The sequence below is a fragment of the Vibrio sp. 14G-20 genome (assembly GCF_026241515.1).
Taxonomy (GTDB): domain Bacteria; phylum Pseudomonadota; class Gammaproteobacteria; order Enterobacterales; family Vibrionaceae; genus Vibrio.
On sequence record NZ_JAPHPW010000015.1, the window covers coordinates 1 to 16594 of the forward strand.

The 16594-nt window shown below is 46.0% G+C and carries 16 protein-coding genes; 6 read left to right on the forward strand and 10 right to left on the reverse strand.

Features of this window, described 5'->3' with window-relative positions:
* Positions 1 to 104: 104 nt before the first annotated feature.
* From slyD to kefG, 4 genes are all read right to left on the reverse strand, one after another.
* The gene (gene slyD, locus OQJ75_RS14265) at positions 105 to 695 is read right to left on the reverse strand and encodes a peptidylprolyl isomerase (protein WP_265973910.1); all 591 of its coding nucleotides are present in this window, start codon (positions 693 to 695) and stop codon (positions 105 to 107) included.
* Between the two features lie 94 nt (positions 696 to 789).
* Positions 790 to 990, reverse strand: coding sequence for a YheV family putative zinc ribbon protein (locus OQJ75_RS14270; RefSeq protein WP_010435190.1), 201 nt, complete (start codon positions 988 to 990; stop codon positions 790 to 792).
* Positions 991 to 1145: 155 nt separating this feature from the next.
* Positions 1146 to 2942, reverse strand: coding sequence for a glutathione-regulated potassium-efflux system protein KefB (kefB, locus tag OQJ75_RS14275; RefSeq protein WP_248373068.1), 1797 nt, complete (start codon positions 2940 to 2942; stop codon positions 1146 to 1148).
* Complete coding sequence (gene kefG / locus OQJ75_RS14280) at positions 2929 to 3513, reverse strand: glutathione-regulated potassium-efflux system ancillary protein KefG (RefSeq protein WP_248389004.1); 585 nt, start codon at positions 3511 to 3513, stop codon at positions 2929 to 2931. Before kefG ends, kefB begins: the two co-directional genes overlap by 14 nt.
* Before the next feature lie 174 nt (positions 3514 to 3687).
* Here kefG and OQJ75_RS14285 point away from each other — a divergent pair, with 174 nt between their 5' ends.
* The 6 genes from OQJ75_RS14285 (at position 3688) to crp (ending at position 9469) form a co-directional block, all read left to right on the forward strand.
* A complete protein-coding gene (locus OQJ75_RS14285; protein WP_265973909.1) occupies positions 3688 to 5610 on the forward strand; it encodes an ABC transporter ATP-binding protein in 1923 nt (640 codons plus the stop codon).
* Positions 5607 to 6077 carry a TIGR02444 family protein gene (locus tag OQJ75_RS14290; RefSeq protein ID WP_248373079.1) on the forward strand — a complete coding sequence of 157 codons (471 nt, stop codon included), beginning with the start codon at positions 5607 to 5609 and terminating at the stop codon, positions 6075 to 6077. Before OQJ75_RS14285 ends, OQJ75_RS14290 begins: the two co-directional genes overlap by 4 nt.
* A 272-nt stretch (positions 6078 to 6349) precedes the next feature.
* Entirely contained in the window at positions 6350 to 7342 is a 993-nt protein-coding gene (locus tag OQJ75_RS14295) for a hydrolase (protein WP_265973908.1), read from the forward strand.
* Between the two features lie 95 nt (positions 7343 to 7437).
* On the forward strand, positions 7438 to 7650 hold the full coding sequence (locus OQJ75_RS14300; RefSeq protein WP_010435208.1) for a YheU family protein: 213 nt from the start codon (positions 7438 to 7440) through the stop codon (positions 7648 to 7650).
* 77 nt (positions 7651 to 7727) lie between these two features.
* The gene (locus OQJ75_RS14305) at positions 7728 to 8597 is read left to right on the forward strand and encodes a phosphoribulokinase (protein WP_010435210.1); all 870 of its coding nucleotides are present in this window, start codon (positions 7728 to 7730) and stop codon (positions 8595 to 8597) included.
* Positions 8598 to 8836: 239 nt separating this feature from the next.
* The gene (crp, locus tag OQJ75_RS14310) at positions 8837 to 9469 is read left to right on the forward strand and encodes a cAMP-activated global transcriptional regulator CRP (protein WP_004729651.1); all 633 of its coding nucleotides are present in this window, start codon (positions 8837 to 8839) and stop codon (positions 9467 to 9469) included.
* A gap of 184 nt (positions 9470 to 9653) precedes the next feature.
* Here crp and OQJ75_RS14315 read toward each other — a convergent pair whose 3' ends face one another.
* The 6 genes from OQJ75_RS14315 to OQJ75_RS14340 form a co-directional block, all read right to left on the reverse strand.
* Positions 9654 to 10445: a DUF1338 domain-containing protein gene (locus OQJ75_RS14315; RefSeq protein WP_248389000.1), complete on the reverse strand. Its 792-nt coding sequence runs from the start codon at positions 10443 to 10445 to the stop codon at positions 9654 to 9656.
* 213 nt (positions 10446 to 10658) lie between these two features.
* Positions 10659 to 12116, reverse strand: a complete 1458-nt coding sequence (astD, locus tag OQJ75_RS14320; protein WP_265973906.1) for a succinylglutamate-semialdehyde dehydrogenase — start codon at positions 12114 to 12116, stop codon at positions 10659 to 10661.
* Positions 12117 to 12155: 39 nt separating this feature from the next.
* The gene (gene astA / locus OQJ75_RS14325; protein ID WP_265973905.1) at positions 12156 to 13175 is read right to left on the reverse strand and encodes an arginine N-succinyltransferase; all 1020 of its coding nucleotides are present in this window, start codon (positions 13173 to 13175) and stop codon (positions 12156 to 12158) included.
* A gap of 107 nt (positions 13176 to 13282) precedes the next feature.
* Positions 13283 to 14494, reverse strand: coding sequence for an aspartate aminotransferase family protein (locus OQJ75_RS14330; protein WP_265973904.1), 1212 nt, complete (start codon positions 14492 to 14494; stop codon positions 13283 to 13285).
* 464 nt (positions 14495 to 14958) lie between these two features.
* On the reverse strand, positions 14959 to 15537 hold the full coding sequence (locus tag OQJ75_RS14335) for an aminodeoxychorismate/anthranilate synthase component II (protein ID WP_265973903.1): 579 nt from the start codon (positions 15535 to 15537) through the stop codon (positions 14959 to 14961).
* Positions 15538 to 15683: 146 nt separating this feature from the next.
* Positions 15684 to 16577 (reverse strand): endonuclease I family protein, encoded by an 894-nt coding sequence (locus tag OQJ75_RS14340; RefSeq protein WP_265973902.1) that lies wholly within the window; start codon positions 16575 to 16577, stop codon positions 15684 to 15686.
* Positions 16578 to 16594 lie beyond the last annotated feature (17 nt).

Sequence of the window (16594 nt, forward strand, 5' to 3'; positions counted from 1 at the left end):
AGAGCCTACTCTAAGCTTAATGGCTTGAGAGTGAGGCGGACCATATAATTAAGCCTCCACAAGGGAGGCTTTCAAGATTCTTAATCTAAACCGCTAATTCGGTATTAGTGGGAACCACAGCTACCGCCGCCGCAGCAGCCGTCTTTTTTCTCTTCACTGTGGTCGTGGCCTTCGCCACCACAGCAACCGCCTTCGTGGTCATGATCGTGACCGTGGCTGCCACAGCCGCCTTCTTGGTGAACGTGACCGTGTTGAACTTCTTCTTCAGTCGCTTCACGTACCGCTACAACTTCAACGTCAAACGTTAGAGTTTGGCCGGCTAGCATGTGGTTACCGTCAACAACAACTTCGTCGCCGTCTACTTCAGTCACTTCAACTGGGATTGGACCTTGGTCAGTATCCGCTAGGAAACGCATGCCAACTTCGATTTGCTCAACACCTTGGAACACGTCAGCAGGAACACGTTGAACTAGGTCATCGTTGTGATCGCCGTACGCGTCTTCTGGAGTAACAGTTGCTGAGAACTTATCGCCAGCTACTTTGCCTTCAAGCTCTTTTTCAAGACCTGTAATTAGGTTGTTGTGACCGTGAAGGTAATCTAGTGGAGCTTCTGCAGTTGATTGGTCAACTACTACGCCATCTTCAAGTTTCACTTGATATGCAACACTAACTACTACGTTCTTTTCAATTTTCATGAGAGCTCCAAGGAGGTTTGGACTAAGCTCGAACAGTTGAGCTTAGGAAAAATTCTGTACCGGGATATTATGGGGATCAATTAACGAAACTCAATCATTCTGGCTTAAAAATACCGATCATTTCTTGATTCGCGTGTTCAGATTTCTCTACAGTTTTTGGTTTACGCTGTTCTGAGAAGTCACAATCGACACATTCCACCAGCTCGATATTGTTTTCAATCCACCAACGGAGTGTGTCTTGAGTGTTGCAACTTGGGCAGTTCGCCCCTGCGATAAAGCGTTTTTTCTGTTTCACGTTCATATCCTTTACTACTCTAGATTCGCGGTTCTTCCCACTCACTCTATTAGACGTTAAGCAGAGACCGCGTTTATTATTAGATTGGTTCTATGATCTATTACTTCTATGCCCAAGCTCTATTCCTAAGCTCAAGCACTAGTTATCACTTTAAGCTACTGCCAATAGTTTCGAGATTGGTGATCGTTTTCCATCTCGTGTCCAAAGATCTCCTCAAGCTCTTTACGAGCCTCTTTCGCTCTTTGGGCTAACTCGGCATCTTCGTTATGCTGAGGCAACAACTCTTTCAGCATACCATTATCCAACTTTCTAAAGTGTGCTTCGGCTCGCTTCGCTTTATATGGATGCATGCCAAGTTCAGTCAATGTTTGACGCCCTAAATCCAATGCTCCAAGGAAGGTTTCACGAGAGTAGTTACTCACACCGTGGTTAAGTAATTGATACGCTTCAACACGGCTTCGTGCACGCGCTAAGATCTTTAAGCGCGGGAAGTGCTGCTTACATAAATCGACGGTTTTCATGATTTCATCAGGGGAGTCAGTACACAACACAATCGCTTCTGCTTTATCAGCACCGGCTGCGCGTAATAGCTCTAGGTGAGTAGAGTCACCATAAAATACCTTGTAGCCGAATTTTCTAAGGATATGTATTTGGCTGGCATCACTTTCAAGGACGGTGATACGAATCTTATTGGCGTACATCAAACGACCTATGATCTGACCGAAACGACCAAAGCCAGCAATGATCACTCGAGGGCTGCGATCGACCACATCCGAAGACATCGCACTTTCGCTGATTTGGTTAAGTTGACGAGCAAAGAATCGGTCTTGCAGCTTAAGCATCAATGGCGTAGTCACCATAGATAAACTCACCACGACCAATAAGAACGACACTTGTTCGCCACTCAAGATGCCCTGCGCACTTGCTGCGGTAAAAATAACGAAAGCAAACTCACCACCTTGGCTGAGAATCATCGCCATTCGGCTACGCGCTTTTGTCTGTGTACCAAAGATACGGGCAAGTGCATACAGTACCAAACCTTTCAACACGACCAACGCACAAACTGCAATCAGTATCGCGAATGGGCTTTCGGCTAGTAAACCTAAGTTCACTGCCATACCCACAGAGATAAAGAACAGGCCAAGCAATAACCCTTTGAATGGGTCAATCGCAATTTCAAGCTCATGTCGGTATTCACTTTCAGCCAGAAGAACACCCGCTAAGAAAGTACCCAGCGCCATCGACAAACCAATCTGCTGCATGATGACGGCAATACCAATCACCAATAGCAGCGCTGCAACGGTAAACAACTCACGCACACCGCTCATGACTACATAGCGGAATAGTGGTCTCAGTAAGAAATGACCACCAACAAGTAAGCCAATCACGCCGCCTAGCATCCACAACATGTCAGCCCAACTACCGCCCGTATTACCCGCAAGCAGAGGTAACACCGCTAACATAGGGATTACTGCAATATCTTGAAAAAGTAAAACTGCAAAACCTGACTGTCCCGCTTCTTTACCACCAAGCTCTCGCTCTTCAATAACGCGCAAGGCGATGGCTGTCGAAGATAGGGCTAACCCCATACCTATCACGAGGCTAGTTTGCCAAGTTAATCCGAACAGACAGGCAATGGCGGTAATAATCAGAGTGGTGATCAACACTTGCGCACCACCTAAGCCGAGAATAGGCGCCCGCATCTGCCACAGTTTTTTGGGATTAAGCTCTAAACCAATAAGGAAGAGCAGCAGCACCACCCCGAACTCAGAGAAATGTAGAATCGCCTCTACGTCACTAATTAGGCCAAGCCCCCATGGACCAATAGCAACACCCGCTAATAAGTAACCTAATACTGAACCTAAGCCTGCTCGCTGCGCGATAGGAACCGCAACCACAGCCGCCGCTAAAAATATAACGCTACTTTGTAGAAAATCATTAGTCAGAGCCATCATCTGCTCCTATATCTTGTAGCGGGTCTCGCAACCAGTTTCGATACGCTTCGGCGTGTTGGTAACGCGTCATATCGGTGACATTTCGTGCCCAGTGTAAAACCAAAGGGGATATCCAATTCATTTGACACAAAGAAGCGGTGAGCTCGAATGGTTGCAAGATCTCTTGTAATGGATATTTATTATAGCCTGCAGCACCAAACGCCTCTTCTTTACCACCCGTGGTGATAACACTGCGCCAATGCTTACCCTTAAGTGCACTCTGCTCACCAAACGCAAAGCCCTTGCCTAATACTCGGTCAAACCATTCCTTCAATAACGAAGGGCATGAGTACATAAACAAAGGATGTTGGAACACAATCACATCGTACTGCAGAAGCAGTTCATGCTCATAAGGCACATCAATAAAGAAGTCAGGATAGAGGGCATAAAGATCGTGAATTTTAACATTCCCAAGCGACTCTATCTTTTTAACCATAATCTGGTTAGCGATAGAGGTTTGCGGCTCTGGGTGTGCATAGATCACTAATACCTTTGGCACGGGTTTGTCTATCGAGGGAGTAATACTCATTCCTTTGAAACATTCCTTTAAGGGCTAAACGGTGGCAAGGCCACTAGAATTTAAATAAAAGTTATTAATATGTTATTGGCATCATAACGCAAATTGCATTGTGATCGACTTTTATCTGGTTTCAGCCTACTATGCAGGCGTCTGTTCACCTCTAATTTCTATGCTACTTCAATTATGATTACTTTCTCTGATATTCAATTGCTACGCGGCGGTAAGCCACTCCTCGACCAAGCATCTGCGACTTTTCACCCTGGCGACAAGATCGGTTTGGTTGGTAAAAACGGCTGTGGTAAATCTACGCTATTCGCCTTAATTAAGGACGAACTGTCTATTGATGCAGGCTCATTCAGTAAACCTGCCCATTGGGAAATGGCTTGGGTTGCTCAAGAAACACCTGCATTAGAAAGAACAGCCATTGAATATGTGATTGATGGCGACCGAGAATACCGCGGCCTTGAAGATCAATTAGAGAAAGCGGAACAAGCCGACAACGGCACATTGGTAGCAGAGATCCACGGCAAGATTGAAACCATTGGTGGTTACAGTATCAAGGCGCGCGCTGCCGAGTTACTGGACGGCCTAGGCTTTAGCCAAGAACAAATGACATGGAACCTGACTCAATTCTCAGGTGGTTGGCGTATGCGTTTGAACCTAGCGCAAGCCCTACTGTGTCGCAGTGACCTACTGCTACTCGATGAACCTACCAACCACTTGGATTTAGACGCAGTAATGTGGCTAGAGCGTTGGTTACAAAGCTACCCTGGCACGCTAGTGCTTATCTCGCACGATAGAGACTTCTTAGACCCTATCGTCAACCGCATCGTGCATGTTGAAAATCAGCAGCTCAATGAGTACACGGGTAACTACTCATCGTTCGAAACCCAACGAGCGCAAAAACTGATTCTGCAACAAGCGATGTACCAAAAGCAGCAGAAACAGATGTCTCACATGCAAAGCTACATTGACCGTTTCCGTTACAAAGCTTCAAAGGCTCGCCAAGCACAAAGCCGCATTAAAGCGCTAGAGAAAATGGAACAAGTACTACCTGCTCAGTTTGATAACCCATTCAGCTTTGAGTTTAGAGAACCAGACGCACTGCCAAACCCAATCATGATGATGGACGAGGTCTCTGCCGGTTATGATGACAATCTGATTCTAGAGAAGATTCGCCTGAACCTAGTACCGGGCAGTCGCATTGGTCTACTTGGCCGAAATGGTGCTGGTAAATCAACGTTGATTAAACTGCTTTCTGGCGAACTAAAACAACAAGGCGGTGAGCTGAGCTATTCACAAGGCGTAAAAATTGGTTACTTTGCACAGCACCAATTAGAGACTCTGCACCCAGAAGAAACACCACTGCAACACATGATGCAGATTGCCCCTAAGCACACAGAGCAACAACTGCGTGATTACCTAGGTAGCTTCGGTTTCCAAGGTGAAAAAGCGCTCGATAAAGTGGCCCCCTTCTCAGGTGGTGAAAAAGCGCGTTTAGTTCTGGCGCTTCTGGTATGGCAAAAACCGAACCTATTGCTACTCGATGAACCAACCAACCACTTGGATCTCGACATGCGTCAGGCTCTGACTTTTGCATTGCAGACATTTGAAGGTGCAATGGTTATCGTATCGCACGACCGTTACCTACTGCGTGCAACTACCGATGACTTGTATTTGGTACACGACCGTCAAGTAGCACCGTTTGATGGTGATCTAAGCGATTACTACAAATGGCTAACCGAACAACAGAAAGTTGAGCGCAAAGAAGCACAAGCATTGGCACCAGCAAAAGACGGCGCCAACAGTGCAGCCGCGAAAAAAGAGCAGAAACGTAAAGAAGCCGAGTTCCGTAAACTGACGGCACCACTGCGTAAAAAGCTGACTCAATTTGAAAAGCAAATGGATAAGCTGACACTATCTCTCGAAAAAGCTGAACAAGAATTATCCGACACTTCACTGTATGAAGCTGAAAATAAGGCTAAACTGAATAAAGTACTCGCTCTACAAGCGAGCAGTAAGTCACAGCTAGAAGAAGTTGAAATGGATTGGATCTCCACTCAAGAAGAGCTTGAGCAGATGGAACTGGATATGGATAGCTTATGAGCCCAGAGCACGCCCCAATATCACTAACACTGGAACGACTATGGCAATTTAGCCTTCAGTATTACAGTGTGCGCGGTGTAAAGGATGCGTGCCTAGCTTTGCAAAACCAGTTCCACGGCAACGTCAATCTACTGCTGCTTCTCAAATGGCTTGATGAGCATCAATTGTCTTTTGCTGAAGAAGAGTGGCACAAGGTGCAACAGTGCTTGAGCCGCTCTGAACCCCTGCTTCATAGTTATAGAGAGCTGCGTAAACACCTCAAAGCACACGTTCTTGACTCGCTATACCGTGAAGCCTTGCAGTTTGAGTTACAGCTTGAGAAGCAACAACAAGCCGATCTTGTCGACTGTATAAACTCCCTACAACTGTACGCTAACCAGCAATCACCGCTCACGTTTCAATACTGTCGTTTATTAGGGGCCGAGAACCTCTACAACGCTTTTTCTGAACCAGCACCTCAGCCCTAGCTCGTTCTCTTTCCTTTTTATGCAATCAAGATCCAAGCTTAACGGTGTGCGTTCGCTCTTCATGTACATTTGCTAACTAATACGCACCATGAAGTATTTAACACTCCTAACCTTGATATTACTCAACCAGTTACCCTTAGCTTGTTTTGTATCTCGTTAAGTGAAAGCCTTGCGCTTATGCCGAGAATCAACCAAGCTCGAATAAAACGTGGGCGTTCCGTTACAAGCTCAACACGTTATCAAAGCCCATAAAAGAAGCATGGATCGTTTTTATGACAATATTTACCGCAGCCGCTGGTCTCTCTAACCCGCACTTACAAACCTTAGTGCCAAGGTTTATTAGAAAGCAGGCGCTGTTTAATCCTCACTGGCAAACCTTAGAAACACCCGATGGTGACTTTCTTGATCTTGCTTGGAGCGAATCACCAGACGGTGACATCCCAGATAACGATGACCGAAGCAACAAACCTATATTCGTTCTATTCCATGGTTTAGAAGGTAGCTTTGAGAGCCCATACGCTAATGGACTGATGAACGCGTTTGCTAAGGATGGTTGGTTGTCCGTGATGATGCACTTCAGAGGTTGCAGCGGAAAACCGAATCGCTTGGCTCGCGCTTACCATTCAGGTGAAGTCGAAGATGCACGCTTTTTCTTAAGACACCTGCACGCCCAGTTTCCGAATAACCCTAAGGTTGCGGTTGGTATATCCTTAGGGGGAAACATGCTAGCAAACTATTTGGCTGAGTACGCAGACGACCCCCTACTGTCAGCGGCGACAATCGTATCTGCTCCTTTTGACTTAGCGTGTTGCTCTAGTCGCATTGAGCGCGGTTTCTCCAAGCTCTATAAGAAGTACTTGCTCAACTCTCTAAAGTCGAATGCGCTAAAAAAAGTTAACCTACTACAGGAAAAACTTGGCATCACCGCTGAAGACATCAAGAACATCACCAAACTGTATGAGTTTGATGAACGAATCACTGCGCCTCTGCATGGATTCAAAAATGCACAAGATTATTATGCGCAATGTTCTGCGTTGCCTAAGCTCAATAAGATCAAACTGCCAACTCAGATCATTCATGCCAAAGACGACCCTTTCATGACCGATGATGTGATTCCAAAATTCGTTCTACCCGACAACATCGATTATCGACTGTTTCAAAAAGGTGGGCATGTTGGGTTTATTACTGGCAGCACACTCAAGCCAAGGTTTTGGCTAGAAGAAGCCTTGCCTGCCTACTATGAAAGTATCCAAGGTTCGGCATAATGACCGAGCGTTAGTAAATAGAAGCAAAACATTACTAAGCACACGCATTTCTACATCAATAAACATATCTATGAACATAAAAGAGAGAAGTATTTATGATCATCCCATGGCAAGACATTGCGCCAGAGACACTGGAAAACCTCATCAAAGAGTTCGTGCTGCGTGAAGGCACAGACTACGGCGACGTAGAAGTTTCACTGCAAAACAAGATTGACCAAGTGAAACATCAATTAGCTTCAGGAGAAGTCAGCATCGTGTTTTCTGAGCTCCATGAAACCGTTGATATTCAAGTCACAAAACGCTTCTAAGCTGCGCTCATAAAGGAGCCGTGTTATAGTGGTAAACGATTGCTAACAAGTAAGTTACTCAAAAGACAAGGGTTGTCATGTCCGCTAAACATCCAATTATTGCGGTGACGGGTTCATCTGGAGCCGGCACCACCACCACCTCAGAAGCCTTCCGTAAAATGTTCAATATGATGGACGTGAAGGCAGCTTGGGTTGAAGGGGATAGTTTCCATCGCTTCACTCGCCCAGAGATGGATGTCGAGATCCGTAAAGCGCGCGAGCAAGGTAAGCACATCAGCTACTTTGGTCCACAAGCCAACGACTTTGGTGCGCTAGAAGAATTCTTCCGTAAATACGGTAACGAAGGTACAGGTAAAGTAAGAAGCTACCTGCACACCTTCGATGAAGCCGTGCCTTACAATCAAATGCCCGGCACCTTCACGCCATGGCAAGAAATCCCTGAAAATTCCGATGTGATGTTTTACGAAGGCCTACACGGCGGTGTGGTTGACGGCGACATTAACGTTTCTCAACACGTCGACTTGCTGATCGGCATGGTACCTATCGTCAACTTGGAATGGATCCAGAAATTCGTTCGCGACACCCGCGATCGTGGTCATTCTCGTGAAGCAGTAATGGACTCTATTGTTCGCTCGATGGATGATTACCTTAACTATATTACCCCGCAATTTTCGCGTACTCACATCAACTTTCAGCGTGTTCCAACCGTAGATACATCGAATCCACTTAATGCGAAAGGGATTCCAAGTTTAGACGAAAGCTTCGTAGTTATACGTTTGCGTGGCATCAAAAACGTCGATTTCCCCTACCTTCTGGCTATGATCGATGGATCATTTATGTCTCGTCATAACACGCTCGTGGTGCCAGGCGGCAAAATGAGTTTTGCTATGGAGCTCATTGTGAGGCCGATCCTGCAACAACTCATCGAAACCGGAAAAATAGGTTAACAAAACGACATTCTGGTTGATTACTTTTCATACCGTGATCATGTGCACAATTTTGCGTAAAAAATCGTAGCTTGGTCACGATTAAAATCAAGAAATAGTACCTGAAAAAGGATACTATTCTTAAACGAAACACAAGATAGCTTGCAGCACTCAACGAGTGCTCTTATCCTACAAGTCAATCCAGGCTTAGCTAAAACACGGAAAGCGGCAAGCATACCCTGCAGAGGAAGTGAGATATTATGGTTCTAGGTAAACCTCAAACCGATCCAACATTAGAGTGGTTCCTTTCACACTGTCATATTCATAAGTACCCTTCAAAAAGTACTTTGATTCATGCTGGTGAAAAGGCAGAAACCTTGTACTACATCGTTAAAGGTTCTGTGGCAGTTCTTATCAAAGACGAAGAAGGTAAGGAAATGATTCTTTCTTACCTAAACCAAGGCGACTTCATCGGTGAGCTTGGCTTATTCGAAGAAGACCAAGAGCGTACTGCTTGGGTTCGTGCTAAATCTCCTTGTGAAGTAGCTGAGATTTCTTTCAAGAAATTCCGTCAACTTATCCAAGTGAACCCGGATATCCTAATGCGCCTTTCAGCGCAAATGGCAAACCGTCTACAAGTAACTAGCCAAAAGGTTGGTGACTTAGCATTCCTTGACGTAACAGGTCGTATCGCTCAAACGCTACTAAACCTAGCGAAACAGCCAGATGCAATGACTCACCCTGACGGCATGCAAATCAAGATCACTCGTCAAGAGATTGGCCAGATCGTTGGTTGTTCTCGTGAGACAGTAGGTCGTATCTTGAAGATGCTAGAAGAGCAGAACCTAATTTCTGCACACGGTAAAACTATCGTGGTATACGGCACTCGTTAATCTCGATTAACTGAGCCAAAAATTTGAAAGCCACCAAATGCAAATTTGGTGGCTTTTTTGTTCTCTAAAGATCTAGAGAGCAGATGCTTGATGCGAATGGAGCACCTCCCGCGTCCAAGCGCAAACACTCTCGAAGCAAAGCGTACCCGCATCTCTAGGGCAAATCCCGTGCTCCAATCTTTCTTTAACCGTTGGTGCTCTCAAAGATTTTATCAGCCGATGCCGCCACAAAACCTGTGTAAAGCTCACCGCTGGCCATCGCATAACGCTTAGCGAACTCATAGAAGCCACCAGGAATCATCTCATTGCCTTCAACAAATGAAACTGGGACTTTGTCTGCCATTGTTGATGATTGCTCTAATAAGACCTCTGGAGAGCCTTTAACCTCACCACCAGATGCATTGATAGTAAAGCCTGATTCGCTCAAATAGTCATTCACGGCCTGAACTTCATCAAAGGCATTGAGTTGGTTTACGCTCACCGTAAAGTGGTTGGCACCGTAACCATGAGCCGCTAACCAAGACGCGTACTCACTCTCTTTTGCAAGCACTTGGAAATCCGCGAAGCTTAAATCCCAAAGGCGTCCGCCAAACAGGAATTCATGACCTTGAAGCTTGCTTGCATCGACTTGCTCAACCAACTTAGCAACGATCTGTTGTAACTCACCTGAGCACTCTTCTACCTTCAACTCACTAATGAACACTTTTGGTTGGTTTGGATCTGGGTGTTCATAGTGCTTAGCCACTAACTTCTTGCTCTCAAACAGGTAATCGCCACACGCTTTATAACCTAGCTCAAGGAAAGGCTTAGCCAATGTTTCAATACCCAGCGGAGCAACATTGAAAGTACGCAGTGCAATGTGATCGTTAATCAGTGCTTCGTCTTCTTTCAGCAAGTGGTGTACTTTCTCAGCCGATGGACAAAGCCTATGAATGTAATCATCCCATAGTGATTTAAAGAGTAGATCGGGCGTCATGGTGACTCCTTGTCAGAGGTTCTAGCAAGCTAGTAATTTGGATTAGAAAGGGAGAGGCTGAGACACAGAGTCAGCAGCCATCAGCCTGTGACATACTTTTTCTATTATTATCTACCGCCCAATCTAGGTGTCGGACGTGATGGAAAAAGGAAGCGATAACACCACTTCCTATTTCAAACTTAACGCATGAGCCTAAAACTCATTAGTCTAGATTTAAAGCTCAATACCCGGGCTAAACGTTGCTGGAAGTTGAGTTTCACCGCCTTCCATTGACGCCATTGGGTAAGCACAGTAGTCCGCCGCGTAGTAAGCACTTGGGCGTAGGTTGCCTGAAGCACCCGGGCCGCCAAATGGTGCATCACCACTTGCGCCTGTTAGCTGGCGGTTACGGTTAACAATACCCGCGCGGATATGGTCAACGAAGTATTCCCACTCTGAATCGTCGGTTGAAACTAAACCGGCAGACAAACCAAAGCGCGTGTCATTAGCCAATTCAACGGCTTGCTCTAACGATTGGTAACGAACCACTTGCAACAATGGGCCGAAGTACTCTTCATCTGGCAACTCAGCAATGTTGGTTGCATCGATAATACCCGGAGAAACAAACGCCGCTTCGCCCGCTTTTGCTTCGACTAGGCTTACACCACCTAGCGATTGCAAGTTAGCTTGCGCGTCCAGAATGAACTTAGCCGCCGCTTCAGAGATCTGTGGACCCATGAAAGGTGCTGGCTCAGCGAATGGCTGATCGACACGAATCTTCAAGGTAGCCGCAACGAGCTTATCAAGCAGTTGATCGCCCTTCTCTCCAACAGGAACATACAAGCGACGTGCACATGTACAACGTTGACCTGCACTGATGAAAGCCGATTGGATAATGGTATAAACCGTCGCGTCAGCATCACCAAATTGGTCACTGATCACCATTGGGTTATTACCGCCCATCTCTAGTGCCAGCATCTTACCCGGTTGACCCGCGAATTGACGGTGAAGGATATGACCAGTATTGGCACTACCTGTGAATAGCACGCCATCAAGACCTTTAGCATCCGCCAAAGCGATACCAGTCTCTTTCGCGCCTTGCACTAAGTTGATTACGCCAGCAGGAAGACCCGCTTCTTGCCATAGCTTCATTGCGAACTCACCCGTCCAAGGTGTCTGCTCTGAAGGTTTGAATACTACGGTATTACCCGATAGCAGAGCTGGAACAATATGACCGTTCGGTAGGTGACCTGGGAAGTTATAAGGACCAAATACCGCCATCACGCCCAATGGACGGTGACGAAGTACGATTTGGTTGCCTGCCGCTTCACGTGAAGCTTCACCAGTACGCTCGTGGTAAGCACGAATAGAGATAGCAATTTTGCCAGCCATCGCACCCGCTTCAGTGCGAGTTTCCCACATAGGTTTGCCCGTCTCTTTTGCGATAATTTGCGCGATCTCTTCGCTGTTCTCTTTCACTTTCTCTGCGAACTTCAACACGACCGCTTCGCGCTCCGCAAAGCTCAGTTTTTTCCAAACTAGAAACGCTTCACGCGCCGCTGCTACTGCAGATTCAACCTGCGCCGGTGTTGCACTATCACCCTGCCACACTACTTCGTTGTTGTATGGGCTTACTGATGTCATGGCGTCACCTTGACCTGCCACCCATTGTCCTGCTATCCACTGAGTCATACTTCTATCCTTAAAATCTTCGACAGATAATCGCCGCTCTTATTGAGCCAACATGCGAACGTATTCGCCTTCTTTTACTTCAAGAGCGCTTGCTACTTCAGATGATAAAATCACTGTGTCGCTTGCTTGGTCATACGCACCTTTCGCAGCTACTGCGCGGAAGTTCTCAAACGAGGTATTACCAATTAGGAAGTCTTTAGAGCTGGAGTGCTCTGCAATTTGAACCTGAGCTCGAATCGCATGACGCACTGATTCAATGTTTCTTAGATCACACTCAACCGTTGGGCCTGCATCAAAGATGTCGACATAACCACGGTTGGTGAAACCTTCACGTTCCAACAACTTAAGTGCTGGACGTGTATTATCATGTACCTCTCCAATCACCGCCTGAGCTTCTTTGCTCAATAGATTCACGTAGATAGGTAGCTTTGGCATTAGGTCAGCAATGAAGCCTTTTTTGCCAATACCGGTTAGGTAATCGGCAAGCGTGAAATCAATCGAGAAGAAGTGCTCTTGCAGCCATTGCCAGAAAGGAGAATTGCCTTCTGCATCCGATACACCACGCATCTCAGCAAAAATCGTTTTCGAGAAACGCTCTGGGTGCTCAGACATGATCAGGAAGCGACACTTCGACATCAAACGACCATTCAATCCACCACGGAAAGCTGGGCGCAAGAACAGTGTGCAGATCTCACTGCATCCGGTGTAGTTATTACCGAAAGTCAGTAACTTCACGACGTTATTCACGCCAAGCTTCTGCGATGAGTGAACCACTTTGCTGATGTGGTAAGAGTAAAACGGAACATCCCAGCCAATTGAGGCTTCGATACCTGTTGTACCTGCGACTTCTCCCGTTTCAGTGTCGAAGCCAACCATTAGGTAGCCTTCATCACCGGGTTCAGTCACGTCTTGTTTAGCAAAGCTGTATTCAGAGTGAGTAATACGATTGGTTAACAGTTCTTCGTTAACCGGAAGAGATGTGAATCCGTGACCAGATTCAACCGCGCAGGTATGCAGCGCATCGTAATCAGATAATTTTATTGGGCGAACAACTAGCATCAATATTCCCTCCAGATGCAAAACAGGCCCAAAACCAGAAGCTTGGGCCTTTAGCAGTACGTCATGGGATCGCTCTAATGGCGATCATTCCTATGACGCCGCTCAGGCTAAACTAGCGTAGCGATTGCTTTGTCTAGTTTTGATAAACCTTCTTCAATTTCTTGTGTAGTAATAACCAGTGATGGAGTGAAACGAACCACGTTTGCACCCGCAACCAATACCATCAAGCCTTGTTCGCCTGCTGCCACTAATACATCACGAGCACGACCTTGCCATGCTTCATTAAGCGCAGCGCCTAACAATAGACCTTTACCGCGAACTTCACTGAATATTTGGTATTTGTCGTTAATCTTAGCTAAACCATCACGGAATAGTGCTTCGCGTTCTTTCACGCCAGCCAACGTTTCAGGTTGGCTTACTACGTCAACAACTGCTTCAGCAACGGCACACGCCAGTGGGTTACCACCGTAAGTAGAGCCGTGTGTGCCGACTTTTAGATGTGTCGCAAGTTCAGAGGTTGTGAGCATTGCACCGATAGGGAAACCACCACCTAGAGATTTTGCTGTGCTCAAGATGTCTGGTGTTACACCTAGACCTTGGTAAGCATAGAAATTACCAGTACGGCCATTACCTGTTTGCACTTCATCAAAGATAAGCAGTGCATTGTGTTTGTCACACAGTTCACGAACTGTGTTCACGAATTCAGACGTTGGAGAAATGATACCGCCCTCGCCTTGCAGAGGCTCCATCATGATGGCACAAGTGCGATCAGAGATGTGCGCTTCTAGCGCTGCAATATCATTGTAAGGCAGGTGAGTCACATCGCCCGGTTTAGGACCGAAGCCATCAGAGTAAGCTTCTTGACCACCAACCGTTACAGTAAAGAAAGTACGACCGTGGAAACCTTGTTTGAATGCAATGATTTCAGATTTCTCAGGACCGTGAACATCCGCCGCCCAACGACGAGCAAGCTTTAGAGCTGCTTCGTTCGCTTCCGCGCCAGAGTTTGCAAAGAATACTTTTTCTGCAAAACATACGTCTGTTAGCTTTTTCGCTAGACGCAGTGCTGGTTCGTTGGTCATCACGTTACTCAGGTGCCAAATCTTGTTTGCTTGCTCAGTAACTGCGTTAACCATTGCCGGGTGACAGTGACCCAAACAGCTCACAGCGATACCACCAGCAAAGTCGATATACTCTCGGCCTTTTTGGTCCCAAACGCGTGCGCCTTCCCCTTTTACCGGGATCATTTCCATTGGGTTATAACAAGGCACCATCACCTCATTAAACAGACTACGTTCTACTTTATTTTCCACTGTCATCGTACATTCCTTCTCGATACCGCAAGCTTCGCAAATAAGCGTAATGGTTCATAAGTGAGACAAAGATATTTTGTCTCGCCATAATCCCGCTGCAGCATTATATTTACATTTAATTAACCTTTTCAATAGTAGATTATTCTTTAGCCATCCCTAACAACCAGCTAAACGTCACTACCTATGACTATTTATGCATCAATTAATCTGTTTTATGAAGCTTTTTTTACCTAAACGTATAACCAGCAATAGCAAAGCCTTACTGGCACAGCGGTATATAGGGTTCGAGAGGAAATAAGGCGAATAATTTTGCATAGGCTAAAAACTTAGCGAAGCGAGAGAGAAATGTTATAAAAAGTGATCGGCGTCAGAGGGAGGGAGGCGCGTAGAGCCCGAATTTAAACGCTTAACGAATGGGCTGACAGGTTTAACTGGCTTATTTAGACGGGGAAAGGGTCAAATTTAAACACTTAGCGTGCTAGGAAGTTAGCGAGAAGCTGGTGTCCTTGCTCTGTTTTAATCGATTCAGGGTGAAATTGCACCGCATCAATCGGCAAGGTTTTGTGTTGATAACCCATGATCTCATCCATGCTACCATCTTCAAATTCCGTCCAAGACGTCAGTTCAAAGCAGTCAGGCAGCGTGCCATTTTTCACCACTAGAGAATGGTAACGTGTCACGGTTAGAGGGTTATTGAGCCCTTGAAAAACGCTCTTGCCATTGTGGCGGATTGGAGAGGTTTTACCGTGCATCACTTGTCTGGCTCGAACCACTTCACCACCAAAGACTTGAGCAATGGCTTGATGACCAAGACACACACCTAAGATAGGCAACTTACCCATGAAATGTTCAATGACTTGCAGAGAGATTCCCGCATCATCGGGCGTACACGGGCCCGGCGAGATAACAAGATGGCTAGGATTTAGCGCTTCAATGCCCGCAATATCAATCTCATCGTTGCGAACAACTTTCACAGTGACCCCTAACTCACAGAAATACTGATACAAGTTATAGGTAAAAGAGTCGTAGTTATCGATGATAAGTAACATGGGTCGAAATCGTAGTAGTGCTGAAAAAATGACAGGGTGTATTGTGCAGTAAGAGATTAGAAAGGCAAGTCTTTCTACTTATTTACTATTTAAACGAGACCAATAAAGAAGAGGCGCACTAGGCGCCTCATATCGCTTTACTATGATTACTTACAATCTTTCTCGAAGATAGTATCACCCCAATGAGGGTTATCTACGAATGGGTTACGGTTGCCCTGAATCTTTTGAATTTTGCTATTGCGATTAAATTCAAAGTGATCAACTGGGTCTTGCTCATTCCATTCTAGAAGTACACAAACATTACCTAAAGCAGTGCCGTTATTAGTTACGCTCGACACAAGTTCAAGGTCTGGGTTAGATACATCGCTGGTATCTTTACCCTCATAGCGCGTTGCCATATAGAACATCATACGAGCAACGTCACCCTTCACTTCATCGCGCGGCTCAAACGAATCGCCATCACTGTAGTTCCCCGGAGCTTCGGTAATTTCATTCCCCCCCTGATCAAACTCCAAGTTACCACGCTTACTGTTTACCGACTCATCTGTCGGACGTAAGTGATGAATATCAGTGTAGGCTGATGCACTAGAGTTATTAAATCCGCCATTGGATTTCGGATAGGTATGCTCACGGTTCCAGTTGTCTTGCCCAAGGTTGCCCTGACCCGTTTTCTGGCCTTTCTCTTGTGAGCGACCTGTATACATCAAAATAACGTTGCTGCTGTTATTTGGATCTTCATCAGTTATATCCAAAGCATCCCAAACATCAAAGCTGCTTGATGAGTATGGTAACTTCGTCACGCCAGTGGAGATGATGTTGTTCAGTGCTTCTTTCAGCTCGTCGCCTGTTTTGTTCAATGCGCTGTCGTAGTAGCCATCAGGATTGTGTACTTCACCTGGTGGAACTGGTGGCTCAACAATCGTTGTTTGACAAGTTACCTTAGGTAGCGTGCCGACAACATGTGGATCATGTGCTTGTTCATATGCCGCATTAACACTGAATGTACACGGGATAAGTAAAATCAGTAGTGTCTTTTTCATACTTTTAATTAGGGGCA

What these genes read in the sequence shown, in the direction of transcription:
- slyD (WP_265973910.1), bottom strand. Translation starts at nt 695, where the DNA reads ATGAAAATTGAAAAGAACGTAGTAGTTAGTGTTGCATATCAAGTGAAA.
- kefB (WP_248373068.1), bottom strand. Translation starts at nt 2,942, where the DNA reads ATGGCTCTGACTAATGATTTTCTACAAAGTAGCGTTATATTTTTAGCG.
- kefG (WP_248389004.1), bottom strand. Translation starts at nt 3,513, where the DNA reads ATGAGTATTACTCCCTCGATAGACAAACCCGTGCCAAAGGTATTAGTG.
- OQJ75_RS14285 (WP_265973909.1), top strand. Translation starts at nt 3,688, where the DNA reads ATGATTACTTTCTCTGATATTCAATTGCTACGCGGCGGTAAGCCACTC.
- OQJ75_RS14290 (WP_248373079.1), top strand. Translation starts at nt 5,607, where the DNA reads ATGAGCCCAGAGCACGCCCCAATATCACTAACACTGGAACGACTATGG.
- OQJ75_RS14295 (WP_265973908.1), top strand. Translation starts at nt 6,350, where the DNA reads ATGACAATATTTACCGCAGCCGCTGGTCTCTCTAACCCGCACTTACAA.
- OQJ75_RS14300 (WP_010435208.1), top strand. Translation starts at nt 7,438, where the DNA reads ATGATCATCCCATGGCAAGACATTGCGCCAGAGACACTGGAAAACCTC.
- OQJ75_RS14305 (WP_010435210.1), top strand. Translation starts at nt 7,728, where the DNA reads ATGTCCGCTAAACATCCAATTATTGCGGTGACGGGTTCATCTGGAGCC.
- crp (WP_004729651.1), top strand. Translation starts at nt 8,837, where the DNA reads ATGGTTCTAGGTAAACCTCAAACCGATCCAACATTAGAGTGGTTCCTT.
- OQJ75_RS14315 (WP_248389000.1), bottom strand. Translation starts at nt 10,445, where the DNA reads ATGACGCCCGATCTACTCTTTAAATCACTATGGGATGATTACATTCAT.
- astD (WP_265973906.1), bottom strand. Translation starts at nt 12,116, where the DNA reads ATGACTCAGTGGATAGCAGGACAATGGGTGGCAGGTCAAGGTGACGCC.
- astA (WP_265973905.1), bottom strand. Translation starts at nt 13,175, where the DNA reads ATGCTAGTTGTTCGCCCAATAAAATTATCTGATTACGATGCGCTGCAT.
- OQJ75_RS14330 (WP_265973904.1), bottom strand. Translation starts at nt 14,494, where the DNA reads ATGACAGTGGAAAATAAAGTAGAACGTAGTCTGTTTAATGAGGTGATG.
- OQJ75_RS14335 (WP_265973903.1), bottom strand. Translation starts at nt 15,537, where the DNA reads ATGTTACTTATCATCGATAACTACGACTCTTTTACCTATAACTTGTAT.
- OQJ75_RS14340 (WP_265973902.1), bottom strand. Translation starts at nt 16,577, where the DNA reads ATGAAAAAGACACTACTGATTTTACTTATCCCGTGTACATTCAGTGTT.